21 protein-coding genes are annotated in these 20,754 nt (G+C 72.4%); 6 read left to right on the plus strand and 15 right to left on the minus strand.

Annotated elements, in window-relative coordinates; translation table 11 throughout:
• The 4 genes from ftsZ to ACTZWW_RS04675 all read right to left on the minus strand — a co-directional run.
• Nucleotides 1–1,167, minus strand: a 1,167-nt coding sequence (ftsZ, locus tag ACTZWW_RS04660; protein WP_444779777.1) for a cell division protein FtsZ, incomplete at its 3' end; no start/stop codon positions are given.
• Between the two features lie 113 nt (nucleotides 1,168–1,280).
• Nucleotides 1,281–2,594, minus strand: coding sequence for a cell division protein FtsA (ftsA, locus tag ACTZWW_RS04665; RefSeq protein WP_444779778.1), 1,314 nt, complete (start codon nucleotides 2,592–2,594; stop codon nucleotides 1,281–1,283).
• The gene (locus tag ACTZWW_RS04670; RefSeq protein WP_444779779.1) at nucleotides 2,591–3,568 is read right to left on the minus strand and encodes a cell division protein FtsQ/DivIB; all 978 of its coding nucleotides are present in this window, start codon (nucleotides 3,566–3,568) and stop codon (nucleotides 2,591–2,593) included. Before ACTZWW_RS04670 ends, ftsA begins: the two co-directional genes overlap by 4 nt.
• Nucleotides 3,535–4,455 carry a D-alanine--D-alanine ligase gene (locus ACTZWW_RS04675; RefSeq protein WP_444779780.1) on the minus strand — a complete coding sequence of 307 codons (921 nt, stop codon included), beginning with the start codon at nucleotides 4,453–4,455 and terminating at the stop codon, nucleotides 3,535–3,537. The genes ACTZWW_RS04670 and ACTZWW_RS04675 overlap by 34 nt, the downstream gene beginning before the upstream one ends.
• Nucleotides 4,456–4,646: 191 nt before the next feature.
• Here ACTZWW_RS04675 and ACTZWW_RS04680 point away from each other — a divergent pair, with 191 nt between their 5' ends.
• A complete protein-coding gene (locus ACTZWW_RS04680; RefSeq protein ID WP_444779781.1) occupies nucleotides 4,647–5,387 on the plus strand; it encodes a ribonuclease HII in 741 nt (246 codons plus the stop codon).
• A gap of 28 nt (nucleotides 5,388–5,415) precedes the next feature.
• Here the strand turns inward: ACTZWW_RS04680 and ACTZWW_RS04685 are convergent, their stop codons facing one another.
• From ACTZWW_RS04685 to ACTZWW_RS04725, 9 genes are all read right to left on the minus strand, one after another.
• Nucleotides 5,416–6,102 (minus strand): hypothetical protein, encoded by a 687-nt coding sequence (locus tag ACTZWW_RS04685; RefSeq protein ID WP_444779782.1) that lies wholly within the window; start codon nucleotides 6,100–6,102, stop codon nucleotides 5,416–5,418.
• Between the two features lie 99 nt (nucleotides 6,103–6,201).
• Nucleotides 6,202–6,867, minus strand: coding sequence for a methionine biosynthesis protein MetW (gene metW, locus ACTZWW_RS04690; RefSeq protein ID WP_444779783.1), 666 nt, complete (start codon nucleotides 6,865–6,867; stop codon nucleotides 6,202–6,204).
• Entirely contained in the window at nucleotides 6,864–8,054 is a 1,191-nt protein-coding gene (metX, locus tag ACTZWW_RS04695; RefSeq protein ID WP_444779784.1) for a homoserine O-acetyltransferase MetX, read from the minus strand. The genes metW and metX overlap by 4 nt, the downstream gene beginning before the upstream one ends.
• A 446-nt stretch (nucleotides 8,055–8,500) precedes the next feature.
• Nucleotides 8,501–9,988: a TrkH family potassium uptake protein gene (locus ACTZWW_RS04700; protein ID WP_444779785.1), complete on the minus strand. Its 1,488-nt coding sequence runs from the start codon at nucleotides 9,986–9,988 to the stop codon at nucleotides 8,501–8,503.
• Between the two features lie 4 nt (nucleotides 9,989–9,992).
• Entirely contained in the window at nucleotides 9,993–11,390 is a 1,398-nt protein-coding gene (trkA, locus tag ACTZWW_RS04705; RefSeq protein WP_444779786.1) for a Trk system potassium transporter TrkA, read from the minus strand.
• A gap of 240 nt (nucleotides 11,391–11,630) precedes the next feature.
• Nucleotides 11,631–12,500, minus strand: coding sequence for a hypothetical protein (locus ACTZWW_RS04710; RefSeq protein WP_444779787.1), 870 nt, complete (start codon nucleotides 12,498–12,500; stop codon nucleotides 11,631–11,633).
• A 70-nt stretch (nucleotides 12,501–12,570) separates the two neighbouring features.
• Nucleotides 12,571–13,074 carry a DUF3618 domain-containing protein gene (locus ACTZWW_RS04715; protein WP_444779788.1) on the minus strand — a complete coding sequence of 168 codons (504 nt, stop codon included), beginning with the start codon at nucleotides 13,072–13,074 and terminating at the stop codon, nucleotides 12,571–12,573.
• 16 nt (nucleotides 13,075–13,090) lie between these two features.
• Nucleotides 13,091–13,525 (minus strand): phage holin family protein, encoded by a 435-nt coding sequence (locus tag ACTZWW_RS04720; protein WP_444779789.1) that lies wholly within the window; start codon nucleotides 13,523–13,525, stop codon nucleotides 13,091–13,093.
• A gap of 10 nt (nucleotides 13,526–13,535) precedes the next feature.
• Complete coding sequence (locus ACTZWW_RS04725) at nucleotides 13,536–14,294, minus strand: hypothetical protein (protein WP_444779790.1); 759 nt, start codon at nucleotides 14,292–14,294, stop codon at nucleotides 13,536–13,538.
• Between the two features lie 338 nt (nucleotides 14,295–14,632).
• On the opposite strand from ACTZWW_RS04725, the gene ACTZWW_RS04730 reads away from it, so the two are divergent.
• The 4 genes from ACTZWW_RS04730 to ACTZWW_RS04745 all read left to right on the plus strand — a co-directional run bounded on the left by ACTZWW_RS04730 (nucleotide 14,633) and on the right by ACTZWW_RS04745 (nucleotide 18,733).
• Nucleotides 14,633–15,574 (plus strand): YihY/virulence factor BrkB family protein, encoded by a 942-nt coding sequence (locus tag ACTZWW_RS04730; RefSeq protein WP_444779791.1) that lies wholly within the window; start codon nucleotides 14,633–14,635, stop codon nucleotides 15,572–15,574.
• Complete coding sequence (locus ACTZWW_RS04735; protein ID WP_444779792.1) at nucleotides 15,571–17,001, plus strand: NfeD family protein; 1,431 nt, start codon at nucleotides 15,571–15,573, stop codon at nucleotides 16,999–17,001. The genes ACTZWW_RS04730 and ACTZWW_RS04735 overlap by 4 nt, the downstream gene beginning before the upstream one ends.
• Entirely contained in the window at nucleotides 17,001–17,867 is an 867-nt protein-coding gene (locus ACTZWW_RS04740; protein ID WP_444779854.1) for a slipin family protein, read from the plus strand. Before ACTZWW_RS04735 ends, ACTZWW_RS04740 begins: the two co-directional genes overlap by 1 nt.
• A 155-nt stretch (nucleotides 17,868–18,022) precedes the next feature.
• Nucleotides 18,023–18,733 carry a Spy/CpxP family protein refolding chaperone gene (locus ACTZWW_RS04745; protein WP_444779793.1) on the plus strand — a complete coding sequence of 237 codons (711 nt, stop codon included), beginning with the start codon at nucleotides 18,023–18,025 and terminating at the stop codon, nucleotides 18,731–18,733.
• Nucleotides 18,734–18,853: 120 nt separating this feature from the next.
• Here the strand turns inward: ACTZWW_RS04745 and rpsD are convergent, their stop codons facing one another.
• Nucleotides 18,854–19,471: a 30S ribosomal protein S4 gene (gene rpsD, locus ACTZWW_RS04750; RefSeq protein WP_444779794.1), complete on the minus strand. Its 618-nt coding sequence runs from the start codon at nucleotides 19,469–19,471 to the stop codon at nucleotides 18,854–18,856.
• Between the two features lie 271 nt (nucleotides 19,472–19,742).
• Between rpsD and ACTZWW_RS04755 the strand changes: the two genes are divergently transcribed.
• Nucleotides 19,743–20,195: a DUF1489 family protein gene (locus tag ACTZWW_RS04755; RefSeq protein WP_444779855.1), complete on the plus strand. Its 453-nt coding sequence runs from the start codon at nucleotides 19,743–19,745 to the stop codon at nucleotides 20,193–20,195.
• 25 nt (nucleotides 20,196–20,220) lie between these two features.
• Here ACTZWW_RS04755 and ACTZWW_RS04760 read toward each other — a convergent pair whose 3' ends face one another.
• Nucleotides 20,221–20,715: a GNAT family N-acetyltransferase gene (locus ACTZWW_RS04760; RefSeq protein WP_444779795.1), complete on the minus strand. Its 495-nt coding sequence runs from the start codon at nucleotides 20,713–20,715 to the stop codon at nucleotides 20,221–20,223.
• Nucleotides 20,716–20,754 lie beyond the last annotated feature (39 nt).

Below are 20,754 nucleotides of genomic sequence, written 5' to 3' on the forward strand. Positions count from 1 at the left end.
CGCCTCGGCGGCGCGCTGCGCCGGCACCTGCGGCACGACGGTCGTCGTCGCGGGCGCGGGAGCCTGCCCGTGAGCCTGCCCGTGAGCCTGCCCCTGCGCCTGCTGAGCGGCGCGGGCGCGGGCCTCGGCGCGCAGGCGCTCGGCCACCTCGGCGATGCGCTGCTCGGTGGCGGAGACCTCGAGCGCCGCTGCGGCGAGCTCGTGGTCGATGCCCGTGGCGACCACGGACACGCGAATGACACCCTCGAGGGTCTCGTCGAAGGTGGCGCCCAGGATGATGTTCGCCTCCGAATCGACCTCCTCGCGGATGCGGGTCGCCGCCTCGTCCACCTCGTAGAGGGTGAGGTCGGGGCCGCCGGTGATCGAGATGAGCAGCCCGCGGGCGCCCTTCATCGAGACGTCGTCGAGGAGCGGGTTGGCGATCGCCGCCTCGGCCGCCTGCAGCGCGCGGTTGTCGCCGGACGCCTCGCCCGTGCCCATCATCGCCTTGCCCATGCCGCGCATGATCGCGCGCACGTCGGCGAAGTCGAGGTTGATGAGGCCCTCCTTCACCATCAGGTCAGTGATGCAGGCCACACCGGAGTAGAGCACCTGGTCCGCCATCGCGAAGGCGTCGGCGAAGGTGGTACGCTCGTTGGCGACGCGGAAGAGGTTCTGGTTGGGGATGACGATGAGCGTGTCGACGTTCGACTGCAGCTCCTGGATCCCCGCCTCGGCGAGCTTCATGCGCCGCGAGCCCTCGAACTGGAAGGGCTTGGTCACGACGCCCACCGTGAGGATGCCCATCTCGCGGGCGGCCCGCGCGATCACCGGCGCGGCGCCCGTGCCGGTGCCGCCGCCCATTCCGGCGGTGATGAACACCATGTGCGCGCCCGAGAGCTGATCGCGGATCTCGTCGATCACCTCCTCGGCGGCGGCGCGGCCGACGTCCGGCTGCGAGCCGGCGCCGAGGCCCTCGGTGACGGCGACGCCCATCTGCACGATGCGGCTCGCCCGCGAGGAGGCGAGCGCCTGCGCGTCGGTGTTGGCGACCACGAACTCGACGCCCTGGAGCCCCGAGTCGATCATGTTGTTGACGGCGTTGCCGCCGGCGCCGCCCACGCCGAAGACGGTGATGTGCGGCTTGAGCTCGCGAATGTCCGGAGCCTGCAGATTGATCTGAGCCATTGGCTTGCCCTCTCGTGCCCTGTCCCGTGTCCCGCGGCGCTCTCTCGACGCCGCCCCTGTTCCGTGTCCCGACCGTGCCGCGCGCCCGTCATGCCGGCGCGGGCCGGCTCACCTCAGAAGCTCTCGCGCAGCCATCGCCCGACCCGCGAGATGTAGCCCTGCCCCTCGGCGCCCCCCACCTGCCCGCCGCGGGTGTCGAAGCGCTCCGCGTGCGCCACCTGCGGGTAGACGAGGAGCCCCACCGCCGCCGTGAAGGCGGGTCCCTTGGCCGCCTCGGGCAGCCCCTTGATCCCGAGCGGACGGCCGATGCGGACCGGCCCCTCGAGGATGCGGCGTGCCGTCTCCGGCAGCCCCGCGAGCTGGCTCGCGCCGCCCGTGAGAACGATGCGCCGGCCCGGCCGCGGGCCGTGGCCGGCCTCGCCGAGGCGGTCGCGCACGAGCTCGAGGATCTCCTCGACCCGCGGCCGCACGATGCGCACGAGATGCGATTTCGGCAGGTGCGCGGCGAGCGCGCGCTCGTCCTCGTCGACGGTCGGGACGTGGATCAGGTCCCGCTCGTCGGCGGCGGACGCGATGCAGGCGCCGTGCAGCGTCTTCAGCCGCTCGGCCGCGGAGAGCTTGGTCGCGAGGCCGCGCGCCACGTCCATGGTGACGTGGTGGCCGCCGACCGCGAGCGCGTCCGCGTGGACGAGATGCCCCGCCTCGAAGACGCCGACCGAGGTCGTGCCCCCGCCGCAGTCGACGACGACGACGCCCATCTCGGCCTCGTCGTCGGAGAGCGCGGAGAGCCCGGCCGCGTAGGGCGTCGCCACCACGGCCTCGACGTCGAGATGGCAGCGCTGGATCGCGAGCATCAGGTTTCGCGCCGCAGCCGCCTGGGCCCCGACGACGTGCAGGTCGATCGAGAGCTTCTCGCCGAGCATGCCGGTGGGGTCGGCGATGCCGGCCTGGCTGTCGAGCGTGTAGGCGAGCGGGATCGAATGGAGCGTGATCCGGCCCTGCCCGACGCCCCCGGCGGTGGCGAGCCGCAGCGCGCGCTGGATCTCCGAATCGCCCACCGTGCCGCGGGCGACGACGCTCGACGAGAGCCGCTGCGAGGCGATCCGCCCGCCGGTCAGGTTGACGACGACGGATTGGATCTCGACCTTCGCCATCCGCTCCGCGGCGTGGACCGCGTGCCGGATCGCCGTCTCGGCGGCCTCGAGGTCGACGATGGCGCCGCCCTTGAGCCCGGTCGAGCGATGGTGGCCGATGCCGAGGATGCGTGCGAGATGCGTGCGGTTGGTCAGCCCCTCCGCGCCCTCCCAGGGCTGCAGCTGGGCGACCAGGCAGACGATCTTCGAGGTGCCGACGTCCAGCACGGAGAGGATCGCGCCCTTGCGTGCGGAGAGCGGCTTCAGGCGGGGGAGGACGACGGTCGCGCTCACGTGCGCACCCCCCGGCCACGCAGCGGGCGGTCCTCCATCTCCTCGGCGCGCGCCGCGGCCGCCTCCTCCGTGAGCCGCACGACGATTCGATCGGGCATGCGCAGGTCCACGGCGATGATGTCCTTGTCGAGGAGCGCGTGCTCGCGCTCCAGCGCGACGAAGCGGGCGAGCGCCGCCATCGGGTCGCGCTCGGGCAGCCGCAGGTCGATGCCGCTGTCGAGGGTGAGCGTCCAGCGCCGCTCGGCGACGAGGCTGCCGGCGCGGATGCGCGCCCGCAGCGGGCCGGCCGCGTCGACGATGGCGAAGTAGTCGTCGAGCCGCTCGTTGGCGCCCTCGCCGACGACGTGCGGCAGGACGCGGTAGCGCGGATCGTCGTGGAAGACGTCGATGACGCGCCCGTCCGCGGCGATGACGTAGACACGCCCGTCGACCTGCCAGAGGGCGTAGGGCTCGCGCTCCTCGATGCCGATCGTCACCTGGTTCGGGAAGAGCTTGCGCACCGAGGCGTGGCCGACGAGGGGCAGCGCCTCGAGCCCCTCGCGGGCGATGCCAGCGTCGAGGAAGGGCAGCGAGCCGCGCGGGTCGATCCCCGCGGCGGCGAGCACCTCGCGCTCGTCGAGGCGCGCGATGCCGGAGATGGTCACGGCGTCGATGCCGAAGCCGAGCGCCCGGGCGAGCACGTCGCGGGGAGACCCGTTCTGCGCGAAGAAGGCGTCGAGCCGGCCGCCGGCGGAGAGGCCGGCGATCGTCGTCGCCCCGAAGAACGCCGTGAGCAGCATCGTTCCGGCCCAGCGCGGCAGGCGCCGCTCGAGGCGGGCCATCGGCCCGCGGCGGCGGAAGGCGGCCGGAAGGTCGGCGGAGAGAGCGGAGCCCAGCGCGTCGAGCCGCAGGGCCGCGCGGAGCCCGGCACGCGCCGTCGCGCCGCCGGGCGATCCGGCGGTCAGCGGTTCAGCGAGGCGTCCTCCACCATCCATCGTACAAGCTCACCGAAGCTGTAGCCCGCATGGGCTGCGATCTCGGGCACGAGGCTCGTCGGTGTCATGCCGGGCTGGGTGTTGACCTCGAGCGCCACGAGCTTTCCGGTCCCGCCGGGGCCGTCGTCGTAGCGAAAGTCGGTCCTCGTCACCCCTCGACAGCCGAGAGCTTGATGCGCCGTTAACGCCGACTCTTGGACCTGATGGTAAATTTTCGGTTTAAGGTCCGCGGGCAGGACGTGGATCGAGCCGCCCGCGGCATATTTCGCGTCGTAGTCGTAGAACGCCCCCGTGGCGGGGCGGATGTCGATGACGTCGAGCGCCCGGTCGCCCATGACGGCGCAGGTCAGCTCGCGCCCCGCCACGTATTCCTCCGCGAGCAGGACGTCGCCGTAGGGCCAGTCCTCGCGGGCGATCTCCTGGGGCGGATGCGTCCTGTCCTCGCGCACGATGACGACGCCGAAGGACGAGCCCTCCGCCACGGGCTTGAGCACGTAGGGCGGCGGCAGCACGTGGCGCCGCGCCGCCTCGAAGCGGGTGCAGACGAGGCCCGTCGCCACCGGCACGCCGGCGGCGGCCATCACGATCTTGGCCTTGTCCTTCTGCATCGCCAGTGCCGAGGCGAGCACGCCGGAATGGGTGTAGGGGATGCGCAGGTATTCGAGCAGGCCCTGGATGCGCCCGTCCTCGCCCATCGGACCATGCAGCGCGTTGAAGGCGACGTCCGGGGCGAGCGCCGCGAGGTCGTGCGCCACGTCCGGCCCGACATCGACGGTCGTCGCGCGGAAGCCGACGCTCTGGAGCGCGGCGGCGCAGGCGCGCCCGGTGCTCAGGCTCACCGGCCGCTCGGCCGAGGAGCCGCCCATCAGGACCGCGACGTGCTTCATGAGATCATCCCTTCCCGGCGGCGCGCGCCCCCTGGAGCGAGAGCGTCGGACCTCGTGCTGAACGGGCGGTAAACGCCTCCGTTCGATAAGCCTCGATCGGCGGGGTAGCGCGGGCGGGTCGCGCGCGCAAATCGAGGCGGGTAGGATGCGTGGCGACGGCGCCGATTCGCGCCGCCCGATCGCGAGGCCGCATGCCCCCCGCCGACGCCAGGAAACGAGCCGCGCAGACCTCGCCCCCCCGGCTCGACGGGCGCCGCGAGCGTGCGCTCGCGCCGGGCGCCCTCGTCGCGGGGATCGACGAGGCCGGCCGCGGGCCGCTCGCCGGCCCGGTCGTCTGCGCGGCGGTGGTGTTCCACGGCCCCGTGCCCCGGGGGCTCGCCGATTCGAAGACGCTCGCGCCGGAGCGCCGCGAGGCGCTCTACGAGACCATCCTCGCACGCGCCCACGTCGCGGTGGCGAGCGCCGGACCCGACGAGATCGACCGCCGCAACATCCGCGGCGCGACGCTGGCGGCCATGTGCCGCGCGTTGCTCGCGCTGCCCTGCCCACCCGATCTCGCCCTCGTCGACGGGCGCGACGTGCCGCCGGGCCTCTCCTGCGAGGGCCGCGCCGTGATCGGCGGGGACGGTGCGGTCGCGGCGATCGCGGCGGCCTCGATCGTCGCCAAGGTGACGCGCGACCGGATGATGACGCGGCTCGACGCCGTGCATCCGGCCTACGGCTTCGCGCGCCACATGGGGTACGGCACGCCCGAGCATCTCGCGGCGCTCGCCGCCCACGGCCCCTGCCCGGCCCACCGCCGCAGCTTCGCACCTGTTCGGGCGCATCTCTCCGAGGCCGAGCGCGCCGCCCGGGAGCGTGCGCGAGCGGGGCCTGCGCACGCGAAAGAGGCCGGCGACGAGGCCGGCCTCCCTCTGCTGCGCGCGTCCTGAGGGACGGCGCTCTCACTCGGCCGCGTCGTCAGCCCTGGGGCTGGAACACCTGGCCGTCGAGCATCTCGCAGGACGACGTCTCCGCCGAGATGCGGAAGCCCTCGCCCTCCTCGGCGATGGTGCAGGTCATCGGGAACGACGCGTCGCCGGTGGCGCCCTCGACGTTGGAGAGCGTCAGCGTCTGATCGAACACCCGCCAGTCGCCCTCGACGGCGTTGCCGTCCGGACCCGTCAGGGTGAACGTGCCGCCATCGGCGAGCTCGAGCGAGAGCTGGTCGGACGCGTAGGTGCCCGGGTCGATCATCGCCCCGGTCGTGGCGCTGATCGCGCCGGTGGCCTCACCGGTCGTCCCGGCGCCGAACGGCGTGCCGCTGTCGGTCGCCTGGGCGGTCGTCTGCGACCCGGCATCGGGCGTGATCACGGTGACCTCGGCCTCGCCGCCGCCCTCGACGATCGGCTCGATCTCGGTCGCCGCGGTGTCCGTCTCGGTGGCCGTGCCGGTCACGGGGTCGGTCGCGCCGACCTCGGTCTCCGTCTCGGTTCCGAGCGGCTCGACCGCGGCGGTCTCGTTCTCGACGACCGGGGCCTCCTGCTCGACGATCGCGGTCTCCTCCTCGATCACCGGCGCCTCGGCCGTGGTCGTCTCGTTGTCGCAGGCGGCGAGCGCGAGGATGGCCACGATGGGCGTCAGCTTCGCGAAATTCATGGTGCGCATGGCATCACCTCTCGTGTGTCCGTTTCGGATGAGTTCCGATGTCGGCCTGACAACGAGCGAAAGCGCCGTGCGTTCGATCACGAAAGATGACGATATGAATCAGGTCCGGCTGAGCAGGAACACGCCCTGCTCGCCGAGTATGTTCCAGGCCCACCACGGCAGCAGCACACGCACCGGCTCGCCGCGCCCGTCCAGCACCCACGCCTTCTCCATGCGCGCGCCGACGAGCTCGCACAGGCCGACGAAATCGCGGATCGTGCAGAAGTGGATGTTGGGCGTCTCGAACCACGTGTAGGGCATCGTCTCGTTCACCGGCATGCGTCCGCGCAGCCCGATGTCGACGCGCACGCGCCAGTGCCCGAAATTGGGGAAGGAGACGATGGCGCGGGTGCCGATGCGCAGCATGTGCTCGAGCACCTCCCGTGGATGCCGCGTCGCCTGGATCGTCTGCGAGAGCACGACGTAGTCGAACGCGTCGTCGGGATAGTCCGCGAGATCCGTGTCGGCGTCGCCCTGGATGACGGAGAGGCCCTTCGCCAGGCAGGCGGCGACGTTGTCGCGGGCGATCTCGATGCCGCGCCCGTCGGCGCCGTTGCGGTCGCGCAGGAGCGCCAGCAAGGAGCCGTCGCCGCAGCCGACGTCGAGCACGCGCGCGCCCGGCGCGACCATGCCCGCGAGCAGCAGATGGTCCTTGCGCGGCTGCACGGCCTCGCCGGCGGGACCGACCGGGGCGGGAAGCGCGGGAGCTGGCTGGTGCACGGTCATCGCGAGATCCCCCGCGCCGCGGCGGCGCCGTCGACGAAGCCCTTGGCGGCCGCGAACATGTCCGGCTCGTCGAGCAGGAAGGCGTCGTGGCCCTTGTCGCTCTCGATCTCGACGAAGGAGACCGACGCCCCCGCCGCGTTGAGCGCGCGCACCACCGCGCGGCTCTCCTCGGTGGGGAACAGCCAATCGGAGGTGAAGCTCATCACGCAGAAGCGCGTGCGCGTGCCGCGGAACGCGTCGGCGAGCTTGCCGCCGTGCGTGTCGGCGAGATCGAAGTAGTCCATCGCCCGGGTGACGTAGAGATACGAATTGGCGTCGAAGCGCTCGACGAAGGTGATGCCCTGGTAGCGCAGGTAGCTCTCGATCTGGAAGTCGGCGTCGAAGGAGAAGGTCGGCGCCTCGCGCTCCTGCAGGCGCCGGCCGAACTTGCGGTGCAGCGCGCTCTCCGACAGGTAGGTGACGTGCGCGCCCATCCGCGCGACGGCGAGCCCCTTGCGCGGACGCGCGCCCTCCTCGAGGTAGCGCCCGCCGCGCCAGTCCGGATCGGCCATCACCGCCTGGCGGCCGACCTCGTGGAAGGCGATGTTCTGCGCGGAATGGCGCGCGGAGGCCGCGATCGGCATCGCCGCGAAGACGCGCTGCGGGTAGAGCGCCGCCCATTCGAGCACCTGCATCCCGCCCATCGAGCCGCCGACGACGCAGAACAGGTCGTCGATGCCGAGCTTCTCCACCAGCATCGCCTGCGCGCGCACCATGTCGCGGATCGTGACCAGCGGAAAGTCGAGCCCCCACGGCGCGCCCGTCTCCGGGTTGGTGGAGGCCGGGCCGGTCGAGCCCATGCAGCCGCCGATGACGTTGGCGCAGATCACGAAGAACCGGTCCGTGTCGATCGGCCGGCCCGGCCCGACGAAGCTCGACCACCAGCCCGGCTTGCCGGTGACCGGATGCACGTTGGCGACGTGCTGGTCCCCCGTCAGCGCGTGGCAGATCAGCACCGCGTTCGAGCGCTGCGCGTTCAGCGCGCCGTAGGTCTGGTAGGCGAGCTGCCAGGGCGCGAGCGCCGTGCCGCAATCCATCATCAGCGGCTCGTCCCCCGAGAAGCGCATGACGAGGCTCTGCGGCTCGTCGGCCTGCGAGCGCGCCTCGCGCGCGAGGGTGGAGTCGGGGATGGGGGCGGCGGCGGTCATGGGCGGGATACGGGGTCCGGGGAGCGGGATGAGCCGATCGAACGATCGAATTCGTTCGGTAAGCCGAACGGAGCATAATGGGTGGGGGCGGAGGGGGCAATGGGGAGGGGAAAGGATGCACGATGCCGGAAGGTCACGGGCTTGCGATCCCAGATCGGCACCGCGTACCTTGGCTGCAGCTGGAGGATGCTCGGCGCGGACGTCGAGGTCGGGTCAGGCGCGCGGCCTGAGATCACGATGCGGGCGCACGGCGGCAGCCGCGGCACCATTCGGCTCGACCCCGCACCTTGAGCAGCCGTCGGCACACAGGCCGATCGTGGTGGGGAGCATGATCTCGCTTGGCGCAGCGCCTCCCGAGAATGCCGGGCCGCACACCGATTCGGAGGGCGCCTCGCCAACCCCGTACGCCCTCACCCCCGGCACCTCTCCCGTCCGGAAGAGGGGAGCTACCCCCGCCAGAACCGCGGCATGAACAGGATCAGCACCGTGAAGAGCTCGAGCCGCCCGAGCAGCATGGCGAACGCCAAAACCCATTTCACCGGGTCGGGCAGCGAGGAGAAGTTGCCGGCGGGCCCGATGATCGGGCCGAGGCCCGGGCCGACGTTCGACAGGGCGGATACGGCGGCCGAGGCGCTCGTCAGGAAGTCGAGGTCGAAGGCCATCAGCACGATGGTGATGATCGAGTAGCACACGAAGAACAGCGAGAAGAACACCACCACGGAGGCGACGACGTCGTCGGGAAGCGGGCGCTTGGCGTAGGTGCGCGGGAAGACGCCGCGGGGATAGATCAGGTGCAGGAAGTGGCTGTGCAGCAGCCGCGCCATCACCTCGTAGCGGAAGATCTTCACGCCGCCCGCGGTGGAGCCCGTGCAGCCGCCCACGAACATCAGGCCGAAGAACACGCCCACCGCCACGTTGCCCCAGGCGCCGTAGTCGGTGGAGGCGAAGCCCGTCGTCGTCACCACCGAGACGATGTTGAAGGCCGCGTGGCGTATCGCGTCGACCAGCGCGTAGCGCTCCGAGGAGACGAGCCAGAGCGTCATCAGCGTGACCACCACCGCGAGGAAGCCGAACAGGATGCGCACCTGGCTGTTGCGCAGCGTGTCGAGCTCGCCCTGGAACAGGCGTACGTAGAGCACGAAGGGCACGGCGCCCGCCAGCATGCCGACGACCGCGATCCAGTGCACCGCCGGGTTCACCCAATTGCCGAGCGAGTTGTCGTGGGTCGAGAAGCCCGCCGTCGAGATCGTGGTGAGCGCGTGCGCCAGCGCGTCGAAGGGCGTCATCCCCGCGATCCAGTAGGCGAGCGCGCAGGCGACCGTGAAGCCGGCGTAGAGCGACACGATGGCGGTCGCGATCTCGCGCACCCGCGGCAGCACCTTCTCCGAGCGGTCCGAGCTCTCTGTGCGGAAGAGCTGCATGCCGCCGACGCCGAGCGCCGGCAGGATGGCGATCGCGGTGGCGATGATGCCGATGCCGCCCATCCACTGCAGCAGCGCCCGCCAGATCAGCACGCCGGGCGGCGCGTCCTGCAGGCCCACGATCACCGTCGCGCCCGTCGTGGTGAGGCCCGACATCGATTCGAAGAAGGCGTTGGCGAAGCTCTCGCGCAGCTGGGCGTAGTCGGAGAAGTACAGCGGCAGGGCGGCGAAGAGGGCCACCGTCAGCCAGGTCAGCGGGGTGAGCACGAAGGCCTGGCGCAGCGTCAGCCCGCCGGCGAGCTTGGTGCGCGCCACCGTCACGAGGGAGATCCCGCAGGTGAAGGTGACGGCCGAGGAGAGCGCGAAGGCACGCCAGTCCTCGTTGCGGGCGTAGAGATCGAAGCCGGCGGGGATCAGCATCGCCGCCGAGAGCGACAAGAGCATCCCGCCGACGAGGAGCATGATCGGCCGGAAGGCCGGCGGCGTCCAGGTGTCGAGCGAGACGCGCGCCATCGGCTCAGCGCTCGCCGATGCGGATGTCGGGTCCCTTGCCCGCCAGGAAGGCCTCCGCCTTCTTCAGCGCCTTGTAGGTCACCATCGCAATGACGGAATCCCCGGCCTGGACCAGGAAGTCGCCATGGGGGATCACGACCTGCTCGCCGCGCACGACCGCCCCGATGAGCATGCCGTCGGGCAGGCCGATCTGGTTGATCGGGCCCGATACGAGCTTCGAGCCGGCTTGCGCCTTCGCCTCGATCACCTCGCCGAACTCCTCGCGCAGCGTGTAGAGCGCCGACACCGAGCGGTGGCGCACGTGGCGCAGGATGGTCGAGATGGTGATGGCGTTGGGCGAGACCACCGCGTCGATGCCGAGCGAGGGCATGATCGGCTCGTAGCTCGTCTTGTTGACGAGCGTGATCGCGCGCTTGCAGCCCATGCGCTTGGCGAGCACGGAGGAGAAGATGTTGGTCTCGTCGTCGTTGGTGACGGCGACCACCGTCTCGGCGGAGCCGGCGTTCGCCTCCTCGAGCACGTCGGTGTCGAGCGCGTCCCCGTGCAGCACCACGGCGCGGTCGCCGAGCTCGCGGGAGACGAACTCCGCGCGCTCGCGGGAATGCTCGATGATCTTGAGGCGCACGTAGGGCGCCTCGCGGGCGAGCATCTTGGCGAGGTTGAGCCCGACGTTGCCGCCGCCGACCACCACGACGCGGCGCGCGACCCGCTCCTCGTGGCCGAACACGGCCATCACCCGGTCGACCCGGGAGGGCTCGGTGACGACGTAGACGTCGTCGCCCTTCTCGATGCGGTCGGCGCCCTTGGGCACGAAGGCGGTGCCGTCGCGCACGATGGCGACGACGATCATGTGCGGGTCGGGCATCACCTGCGGCACCTCGGAGAGCGTGCGACCGGTGAGCACGCAGCCCGGCGTGTCGGTGTGGATGCCCATCAGCTGCACGCGGCCTTCCGCCAGCGGCACGGTGTCGAAGGCGCCGGGCGTGCGCAGGCGGCGCGCGACGCCGTTCGCCACCTCGAGCTCGGGCGAGATGACGACGTCGATGGGCATCTGGTCGGCGGCGTAGAGCGCGCGGGAATAGGGGTCGAGGTAGCCGTGATGGCGCACACGGGCGATGCGGCGCGGCACGCGGAAGAGCGAATAGGCGACCTGGGCGGCCACCATGTTCACCTCGTCCGAGCGCGTGACGGCGATCAGCATGTCCGCCTCGCGACAGCCGGCGCGCTCGAGCACCTCCGGGTGCGAGGCGTGGCCCACCATGCCGCGGACCTCGTAGCTCTCGTCCACGCGCCTGGCCTGGGCGGGATCGGAGTCCACGACGGTGACGTCGATCCCCTCGTTGGCGAGATGGCGCGCGATGGTGGAGCCCACCTGTCCCGCGCCGCAGACGACGATCTTCATGCCCTGCCCGTCGCGTGTTCGACACCCGCCGCGCACGAGGGCCGCGCGTGGTCGGGAAAGGTTCGGACCGCCCTGCGGGGCGAAGGCCGGAAGCCCGTGTGTACGACGAAGCGGGAGTGCCGACAAGCCGGGGGCGCGGCCGGACGCGCGCCCGAACGCGACCGGGCCGCGCGCCACCGCCTGGAGGCGGGGCACGCGGCCGCTCGTCGTCGGGTCGGCGCCCGCGGGAAGGCGAGGACGTCAGTGACGCCCGTTGCCGCCGGGGCTCGTGCGCCGCGCGGCGTCCTCTTCCTCGTTGCGCTCGCGACGCCATTCGTCCTCGTGGACGGGGTGGCCGCCCTCCTCGGAGAAGGCGTGGTGGGCGTAGTCCCGGCCGCGGTCGATCGCGTCGCGGGCGTAGCCCATGCCGCGCTCCTGCGCCTCGCGGGCGTAGTCGTAGCCGCGACGGCGCGCCTCGTCGGCGTAGGGCCCGTAGTACCGGTCCTCCTGGCGCGTGCGCGGCAGGAGCGCGCCGAGCGCGAGGCCGGCGGCGAGGCCGAGCACGCCGATCAGGATCGGGTTCTCGCGCAGGATGCCGCGGCCGGCGTCGTAGGCCTCGCGGCCGTAGGCCATGGCGTCCTCGTAGTATTCCTCGCCGTAGTGGCGCGCCTGATCCCAGGCGGCCTGGCCGCGGCGGCTCGCCTCCTCGTAGTACTCCTCGCCGCGGCGACGGGCCTCGTCGTAGTAGCCCTCGCCGCGGGCGCGGGCCTCGCCGAGACGCTCGCGCCCGTGCTCCTGCGCACCGGCGGCGCGGTGGCGGGTCTCCTCGTAGGCTCGGGCGGCGCGGTCGCGCACCGAATCCGACGAGCTCGAACCGGCGCGGCCGCCGCCGGGGGCGGCGGCGTAGGTCGGGTGCGGCGAGTAGGTGCCGCCAGGCGCGGGATTCGGCGTGTAGGGCGGCGTCCCGGCCGCACCCGGGGTCGCGGGCATCGGCGTCGGGCTCATGCCGGGCGTCGAGCCCGGCGCGGCGGGCGAGACCGGGCTCGCCGCCGTGGCGGGCTGGGCCGGGCGATCCGAGCGGGCGTCGCCCGGCTCGACGATCGGCTTCTCGTCCTTCCTGATCTCGGCCATGATGGTCTCCTTTCGCGAGGCATTCGCCTCGATCGTGTGTCTCGCAGGCTCGACGGCGGCGCGCCCCGCGTCAGCGGCGCACGCCCGATGTCGATCCCGCCACCGGCGCGTAGGGCGCCGGACGTTCGGGGCTGAGGGGCTCGACCGGCGGGCGGCCGGCCCCGGCGGGCGTCTCCGTGCGCACCATGTCCGCGGGGACGGGATGCGCCCGTGCGGCCGGGTCGATGTCGGTGTCGCGCAGGGCGGGATCACCCGAGACGTGTCGACGCGCGGGGCGATCCCAGACGCCCCGCTGCTTCAGATCCTCGCGAGCCGTCCGGCGCCGGCCGGCGCTCGTCATCGACAAGGCGAGCCAGCCGACGCCGGCGGCGACCAGCAGGACCGGAATCGGGTTCTCCCGGATCGCCTCGGCCGCGCGGTCGAGCTGCGGGCCCCAGCCGTAGCGCCGCGCCGTGCCGAGCACGTCGTCGGCGACGCCGGACGCGTTCATGCGGTCCTGCAGGCGGTCGATCGTGTGGTCGAGCCGCGCGCGGCTCTCCTCGATGTCCCGCTCGAGATCGGTCATCTTGTTCATCGCGTTCCCCTCGGGGTCAGTGGCGCCGGTTCGAGAGCACGTCGCCGTCGCGCTCCACCGAGCGGATCGTGTGCGTGGGCTCGAGCGTGGCCGCGGACAGCTTCGAGCGTCCGTAGAGGACGAGCGCGATCGTGATCACGAGCAGCACGCCGGCCACGATCAACGACGCGAGCGCATCGGACCCGACGACCACGGCGAGCCAGTCCACCAGGGCGTCCGTGAGCAGGATGATCGTGCCGATGGCGAAGACGCTCGAGGCGAGAAGCGCTACGAGACCGGCCACGACGAGCTTCACGTTGTGGCTCATCTCCGCGCGGAAGAGGGCCACCTCCTTGCGGGCGAGATCGGCCGCCTCGCGCAGGGCCTCGGCGACGAGGCCCTGGATCGAGGCGTTCTCGCGGGCGCTGCGGCGGGCGTACTCGGCGTCGGCTGCGGGATCGCGATGATCCATGACGGCCTCCTCAGCTCTCGCCGCGCGGGCGCGCGGCGGCGTTGGCGGCGGCCTGCGCCGCGGCCGCGTTGGACGTGCCCGGCGCGCCGCCGGACCGCTCGGGCGTGCGGGTGCCCGAGACGTTCGGGCTCTCGCTGCGGGCGGCGCCGGTGCCCGTGGGACCCGCGTGGGTCTCGCCGGACGGCCGGCGCTCGGCGCCGTAGCCGCCGGGATCGCGTCCCGAGGTCTCGAAGCCCGCCTGCGCGGCGCCCGGCGCGTAGCCCGCACCGCCGTAGCGGCGGGCGTGGCGCTGCTCGCGCTGCCAGGCACCGTGCATGCGCCGCTCCTCCACCTCCTCGGCCGAGCTCTTCAGGAAGCGGGCGAGCATGAAGCCCGCGACCCCGGCGGCGGTGGCGAAGAGGGCGGGACGGCGGCGCGCGAGCTGCTCGACGTCGGCATAGACCTCGATGAAGCTGCGGTCTCGGATCTCCTCGGCGAGATTCTCGAGCCCGTCCGCGGCGCTGTCCACGAACAGCCGCAGGTTCGGCCGATCGTCGAAATTCTCCGAGCTCTCGCGCAGGGTGTGGGCGACGTCGTCGATCGACTGGACGGCGCTCTCCTTGCGGCGCTCGAGGTAGTCGGCCGCGCGGTCGCGGGCCCCGTTCACGAAGGCGTAGCCCGCCTCGCGCGCTTCCTCTGCGGTGTCGCGGGCGGCGTCGGAGGCCTCGCGCTTGAGCTCGTCCCAATCGGCGCGGGGACGATCGTCGCCGTTCTGAGCACTGGCGGTCATGGATGAGCACTCCTCGTCGGTTCGCGCTCTCAACATCCGAGCCGTGCGAGGGTTCCGTGCCCTCGGCGGCCCAGGGCGACGCTTCGTCGCGCCGTCTCGCGCCCCCGTGCGCGCGCGGCCGTCGAACGTCCCGGCGGGCGGCGGCGTTGGCAGCTACGAGGACGCAGGCGAGAGGGAAAGTGCACGACGACGACGCCGACACGAGCACGAGCGGCAGGCGGGCCGGACCGCCTCTCCCCCGGCGCCGGCCGCCGGGCCGCGGACACACGCCGCTGCCGGTCTCCCACGCGCGCGCCAGCGAGGAGGGTCGCGGACGCGACGCGACGAGCCCGTGGCGCATGCCGGCCAAGGGCCTGCGCGACGTCTTCTGGCGCGTGATCGAGGGCTACACGCGCGACCGCATCGCGCCCAACGCCGCGGGGGCGGCCTTCTTCCTCGTCTTCGCCATCGTTCCCTCGCTCGCCGCCCTCGTCGCCCTGTTCGGGCTCGTGGGCGACCCGGAGGTGCTCGCCGGGCAGCTCGACGAGCTCGAGGGCTTCCTGCCCGTGGGGCTGCTCGAGCTGATCGCCGGCGAGCTCGACCGGCTCATCGCGGCGCAGGCCGGCACGCTCACCGCGACCTTCGCGATCACGCTCGCGATCGCCCTGTGGATCATCAACTCGGCGGTGCTCGCCCTGTTCGACGCCCTCAACGTCATCTACGGCGAGCGCGAGAAGCGCGCGCTCGTCTCGCTCTACGTCCGCTCCTTCGCCTTCACGGTGGCGACGCTGGCCTTCACGATGGTGCTGGTGAACGTCGTCGTCGGCGTGCCCGTGGTGCTCCAGGCCCTCCCGCTCGGCGGGCTGGGGCGGCTCCTCATCGCGGTGTTTCCCACGCTGGTCCTGTTCTTCGTCGCCAACGTCGGCATCGCCGCGCTCTACCGCTACGGGCCGAGCCGCGTGGCGGCACGCTGGCGCTGGATCTCGCCGGGCTCGCTGACGGCAGCCGCCGTGTGGCTCGTTGGTTCGGCGGGGTTTTCGTACTATGTCTCCAACCTCACCGACTTTTCCGCGACCTACGGCTCGCTGGGCACGATCGCGGCGGTGATGATGTGGGCCTGGATCTCGACGGTCATCCTGCTCGTGGGCGCGGAGGTCGACGCGGAGATGGAGCACCAGACGGCAGCCGACACGACCCGCCCGCCGGACGCGCCGCTCGGCGCCCGCGGCGCGGTCGTCGCCGACCAGGTGGGGGCCGCGAAGGTGGATGTCAGCGCGGATACCGGGGAGGGCGGCCCGTGAGGCACGTCGCACCCGCCCCGCGCATCGGCGTGACGACGCTGGCGCTCGTTCTCGCCGGCCTCGTCGTGGTGGCGGCACTGCGCCCCGCCGCGGCCCAGGTCGAGCCGCGCGCCGCGCGCTACGCGGTGGAGACCGTCGTCGTCGCCGACATCGACGGCCCCATCGGCCCCGCCACGACGCTGCTCGTCGAGAACGCGCTCGCGCAGGCCGCCGAGGCGCCCGGCGGCATGCTCGTCCTGCGCATGGACACGCCCGGCGGCCTCGACGCCGCCACCCGCGACATCGTCGCCGCGATCCTCGCCGCCCCCGTTCCGGTCGCGACCTTCGTCGCGCCGGCCGGCGCCCGCGCCGCCTCGGCGGGCACCTACATCCTGTATGCGAGCCACGTCGCGGCGATGGCGCAGAGCACCACGCTCGGCGCCGCGACGCCGGTGAGCCTCGGCGGCGGCGCGGCCGGGGACGCGTCCGCGCGCAAGGCGATCAACGATTCCGCCGCCTATATCCGCGGCCTCGCCGAGCTGCGCGGGCGCAACGCCGCATTCGCCGAGGCCGCGGTGCGCGACGCCGCGACGCTGACCGCGGCCGACGCCGTGCAGGACGGCGTCGTCGAGATCCTGGCGAACGACCTGCGCGCGATGCTGCGCGAGACGAACGGGCGCGTCGTGCGGCTGGGCGAGGCGGACGTGCGGCTCGGGACGAGCGGCGCGGCGATCGTGGCTCACGAGCCCGGCTTCCTGGTGGAGGCGCTGGCGCTGATCACCAACCCGAACATCGCCTACATCCTGCTGCTCATCGGCATCTACGGCATCATCTTCGAGTTCGCGAACCCCGGCGTGATCTTCTCCGGCGTGGTCGGCGCGATCTCCCTGCTGCTCGCCCTCTACGCGCTCAACTTCCTGCCGATCGACGTGATGGGCGTGCTGCTCATCGCGCTCGGCGTCGCGCTGATGGTGGCGGAGGTGTTCGTGCCCGCCTTCGGGGCGCTGGGCATCGGCGGGGCGGTCGCCTTCGGCTTCGGCTCCTTCATCCTGTTCGACACGGACGCGCCGGGCTTCTCGCTCTCCCCCGCCGTCGCGCTCGCCGCGACGCTCGCCACCGGGCTCCTGCTGACCATCGTCCTCGCCGCCGCCGTGCGTGCGCTGCGGCGGCGCCCGGCGACCGGCGACGAGGCGCTCGTCGACGCGCGGGCGCGGGTGCTCCACTGGGAGGCCTTCGCCGGCGAGGTCGAGATCCACGGCGAGCGCTGGCGCGCCACGGCCGACGAGCCGCTCGCGCCCGGCGAGCCGGTGCGCGTCCTCTCCCGCGACGGCCTGACGCTCACGGTCGCGCGCCTCGGCGCGGACCACCGCGACCCGGCGTCCCCCGACGCACAGCCACCGGCGCATCGGCCGGCCGACCGTCCGGCAAACGTGAGGAGTACCCGATGATGGGCCTCGATCTCGTCGCCTACCTCGTCATAGCGCTCGTCGTGCTCGGCATCGTCGCGAGCGCGATCCGCATCATGCGCGAGTACGAGCGCGCCGTCGTGTTCACGCTCGGGCGCTACAGCGGCGTGCGCGGGCCAGGCATCATCTTCGTCATCCCGTTCCTGCAGCAGGCGGTGAAGGTGGACATGCGCACCATCACCATGGACGTGCCCTCGCAGGACGTGATCTCGAAGGACAACGTCTCGGTCAAGGTCAACGCTGTGATCTACTTCCGCGTCGTCGATGCCGACCGCTCGATCATCCAGGTCGAGGACTACATGATGGCCACGAGCCAGCTCGCCCAGACGACGCTACGCTCGGTGCTCGGCAAGCACGACCTCGACGAGATGCTGTCCGAACGCGACAAGCTCAACTCGGACATCCAGGAGATCCTCGACAGCCAGACGGACGCCTGGGGCATCAAGGTCGCCAACGTCGAGATCAAGCATGTCGACATCGACGAGAGCATGGTGCGCGCCATCGCCCGCCAGGCCGAGGCCGAGCGCAACCGGCGCGCCCGCATCATCGACGCGGAGGGCGAGATGCAGGCCTCGCAGAAGCTTTCGGAGGCCGCGGGCATCCTCTCGCAGACGCCGGAGGCGATGCAGCTGCGCTTCCTCTCGACGCTCTACGACATCGCCGGCGACAAGAACTCGACCATCGTCTTCCCCGTGCCGATCGATCTGCTACGGGGATTCGTGGGTGCACCCGCGGGTCCATCCTCGGGCGCATCATCCGGCGCGGGCGCCGCGCCGGCGAACGCCGGCTCGCGGGATGCCGGGCCGCCGGAAGCGGCGCCGGGAGAGTGGCAGAAGCCCGCGGGCTGAGGGACGGGCCTCCCCCGACGGCGCAGGGGGCACTCGGCGCGTCCTCGCGCGTTCATGACGAAACGGTCATGCGTAGGCCATCTCGGCGGCAGCCGGGACCTGCGACGATCCGTCCCGAAGCGTCCCGGCGGGACGCACGGACAACGAGGACAGCCATGAGATTCGCCTCCCCACGCGCCACCTTCCTCGCACTCGCGACGGTCGCGGCGCTCTCCGCCGCGCCGGCGCTCGCGCAGCAGCAGCAGCAGGCGCCAGGCCCGGGCAACGCCCGGGGCGACACGCCGGCGGTCGCGATCGACCGCGGCACGCTGATCGACGCCCGCCTCGCCGGCATCCGCGCCGGCCTCGACCTGACGCCGGAGCAGAGCGCCCTGTTCGAGCCCGTCGCCGAAGCCTGGCGCGCGGCCGCGCAGAGCCGCGGCGCGCGCCGCGAGGCGATGCGGGACGAGCGCCGCGCGCGCATGCAGGAGCGCTTCGGCGATCGCGGCGGGCCCGGCATGGAACCTCGCGACGGCATGGGCCCGCGCGACGGCATGGGCCCGCGCGACGGCATGGGCCCGCGCAACGGCATGGGACCTGGAGAGGGGCCGCGCGCCGATCGCGGCGGCATGCGCGGATCCGGAGCCGGCCCCGGACCCGGGCTCGACTTCATGGAGCGGCTCGAGCGCCGCGCCGAGACCTCGAACGAGCGCGCCGAGGAGATCGGCGCGCTGGCGCAAGCGATGCGCCCCTTCTGGGACAGCCTCGATGCGGACCAGCGGACCCTGCTGCCGGTGCTCGTGCGCGAGCTCGGCGGCTTCGACGCCGGCCCGCGCCGCGGCGAGCGCCACCACGGCGGATATCATCACGGCCGCGGCCGCGGCTGACGCGGCGCCCGTCCGTCCAGCGACCCCTGGAAACGAAGGAAGCCGCCCGGTCGCCCGGGCGGCTTCGTCGTCTTCGTTCGAGCTCTCTCGCCCCGAGCCGCTCGGCCCGGAGGCGCGCGATCAGCGCGAGTAGAACTCGATGACGAGGTTCGGCTCCATCTGCACCGGGTACGGCACCTCCGAGAGGGTCGGGATCCGGGCGTAGGTGGCGACCATCTTGGAATGATCGACGTCGATGTAGTCCGGCACGTCGCGCTCGGCGAGCTGCGAGGCCTCGAGCACCACGACGAGCTGCTTGGAGGCCTGCTTGACCTCGATCACGTCGCCGGGCTTGACGAGGAAGCTCGGGATGTTGACCCGGCGCCCGTTCACCCGGATGTGGCCGTGGTTGACGAACTGGCGGGCGGCGAACGGGGTCGCCACGAACTTCGAGCGGTACACCACCGCGTCGAGACGACGCTCGAGCAGGCCGATCAGGTTCTCGCCGGAGTCGCCCTTCTGGCGGATCGCCTCGGCGTAGTAGCGGCGGAACTGCTTCTCGGTGATGTTGGCGTAGTAGCCCTTGAGCTTCTGCTTGGCGCGCAGCTGCGTGCCGAAGTCCGAGATCTTGCCCTTGCGGCGCTGGCCGTGCTGGCCGGGGCCGTACTCGCGGCGATTGACGGGGCTCTTCGGACGGCCCCAGATGTTCTGACCGAGGCGGCGGTCGATCTTGTACTTCGCCTCAATGCGCTTCGACATCGCGGTTCCTCTTTGCGTTGTCTGGTCTTCGAGGAACGCGCCCTCCTCTCCCCGAACCGGCTCGCGAGCCGACCGGGACGACAGGCCCGGCCTGCCGGCCGGATCCGCGGGTGCGTGAACGAGAACGCGGGCCTCGTGGCGAGACCCGCGCTTCGCGGGGCGACATAGCCGAGGCGAGGGCGGGTGTCAACGAAGGGGGCGCGGCGACATCGCCGTGGACAAGCGCGCCGGGACGCTTCACCGCCCGCCCGGCGCGCGCTACATCTCCCGCATGCACGCCCGCCCGCCCCTCCATCTCCTCAAGCTCTGCGTCGGCGCCGAGTCGATCGCCGATCTCGAGGGCTGGATCGAGGAGAGCCGGCTCTACGCGGCGCGGGCCGGGCGTCCCTACGAGCAGCGGCACACGACGCGGATGGTGCCCAAGCGGATGGACGAGATCGCCGGGCGCGGGTCGCTCTACTGGGTGATCAAGGGCCAGCTCTGCGCTCGCCAGCGGCTCGTCGCGATCCGGCCCTTCACCGACGAGGGCGGCATCGGGCGCTGCCATCTCGTGCTGGAGCCGGTCGTCGTGCCTGTGCAGCCGCGCCCGTGCCGGCCGTTCCAGGGCTGGCGCTACCTCGAGGAGAAGGACGCGCCGGCGGACCTCTCGGACGAGGCCGCCGCGGGGCTCGCGGAGATGCCGGAGGGGCTCAGGCGCGAGCTGGCGGAGCTGGGGCTGCTGTGACGGAGCTTGCGCCCGTCCGGCGCCGTCAGCTGTTCCAGTCCGCCCGCTCCAGCCGATAGACGATGCAATCGTCCTCCCCGAACGTCCGCCGCTCCACCGCACGAAACCCCAGGCGCTCGTAGAAGCGGCGGGCGCGCACGTTCTCGACGAGCGGATCGAGCAGGACGGCGCAGACCGAGGGCTCCGCGAAGCAGCGGGCGAGGACGAGGTTCATCATCGCGCCGCCGTAGCCGCGGCCGCGATCGGCGGGATTGCCGATCCAGACGTCGAGCGCCCGCAGCCCCGGGCCGCAATCGCCCCAGTAGTGCGTCTCCTCCCGTGCGGCGTCGATCACCACGACGACGCCCACGGGACGACGGTCGGCCTCGAAGATCAGGATCTCGCGCCAATCGACCGTGCGGGGTATCTCCCCCGCCCAATCGAAGGCGTCGTCCGCGCCGCTGGAGGCGACGACGTCGGGGTCCTCGTTCCAGGCGAGCAGCGTCGGCAGGTCGGCTAGCGTGGCGGGCCTCAGGCGCATTCGTCGTCTCCCCTCCCGCGTTCGTCGAGGATGATCTAA

This window comes from Salinarimonas sp. NSM, assembly GCF_052380005.1.
Classification (GTDB): domain Bacteria; phylum Pseudomonadota; class Alphaproteobacteria; order Rhizobiales; family Beijerinckiaceae; genus Salinarimonas.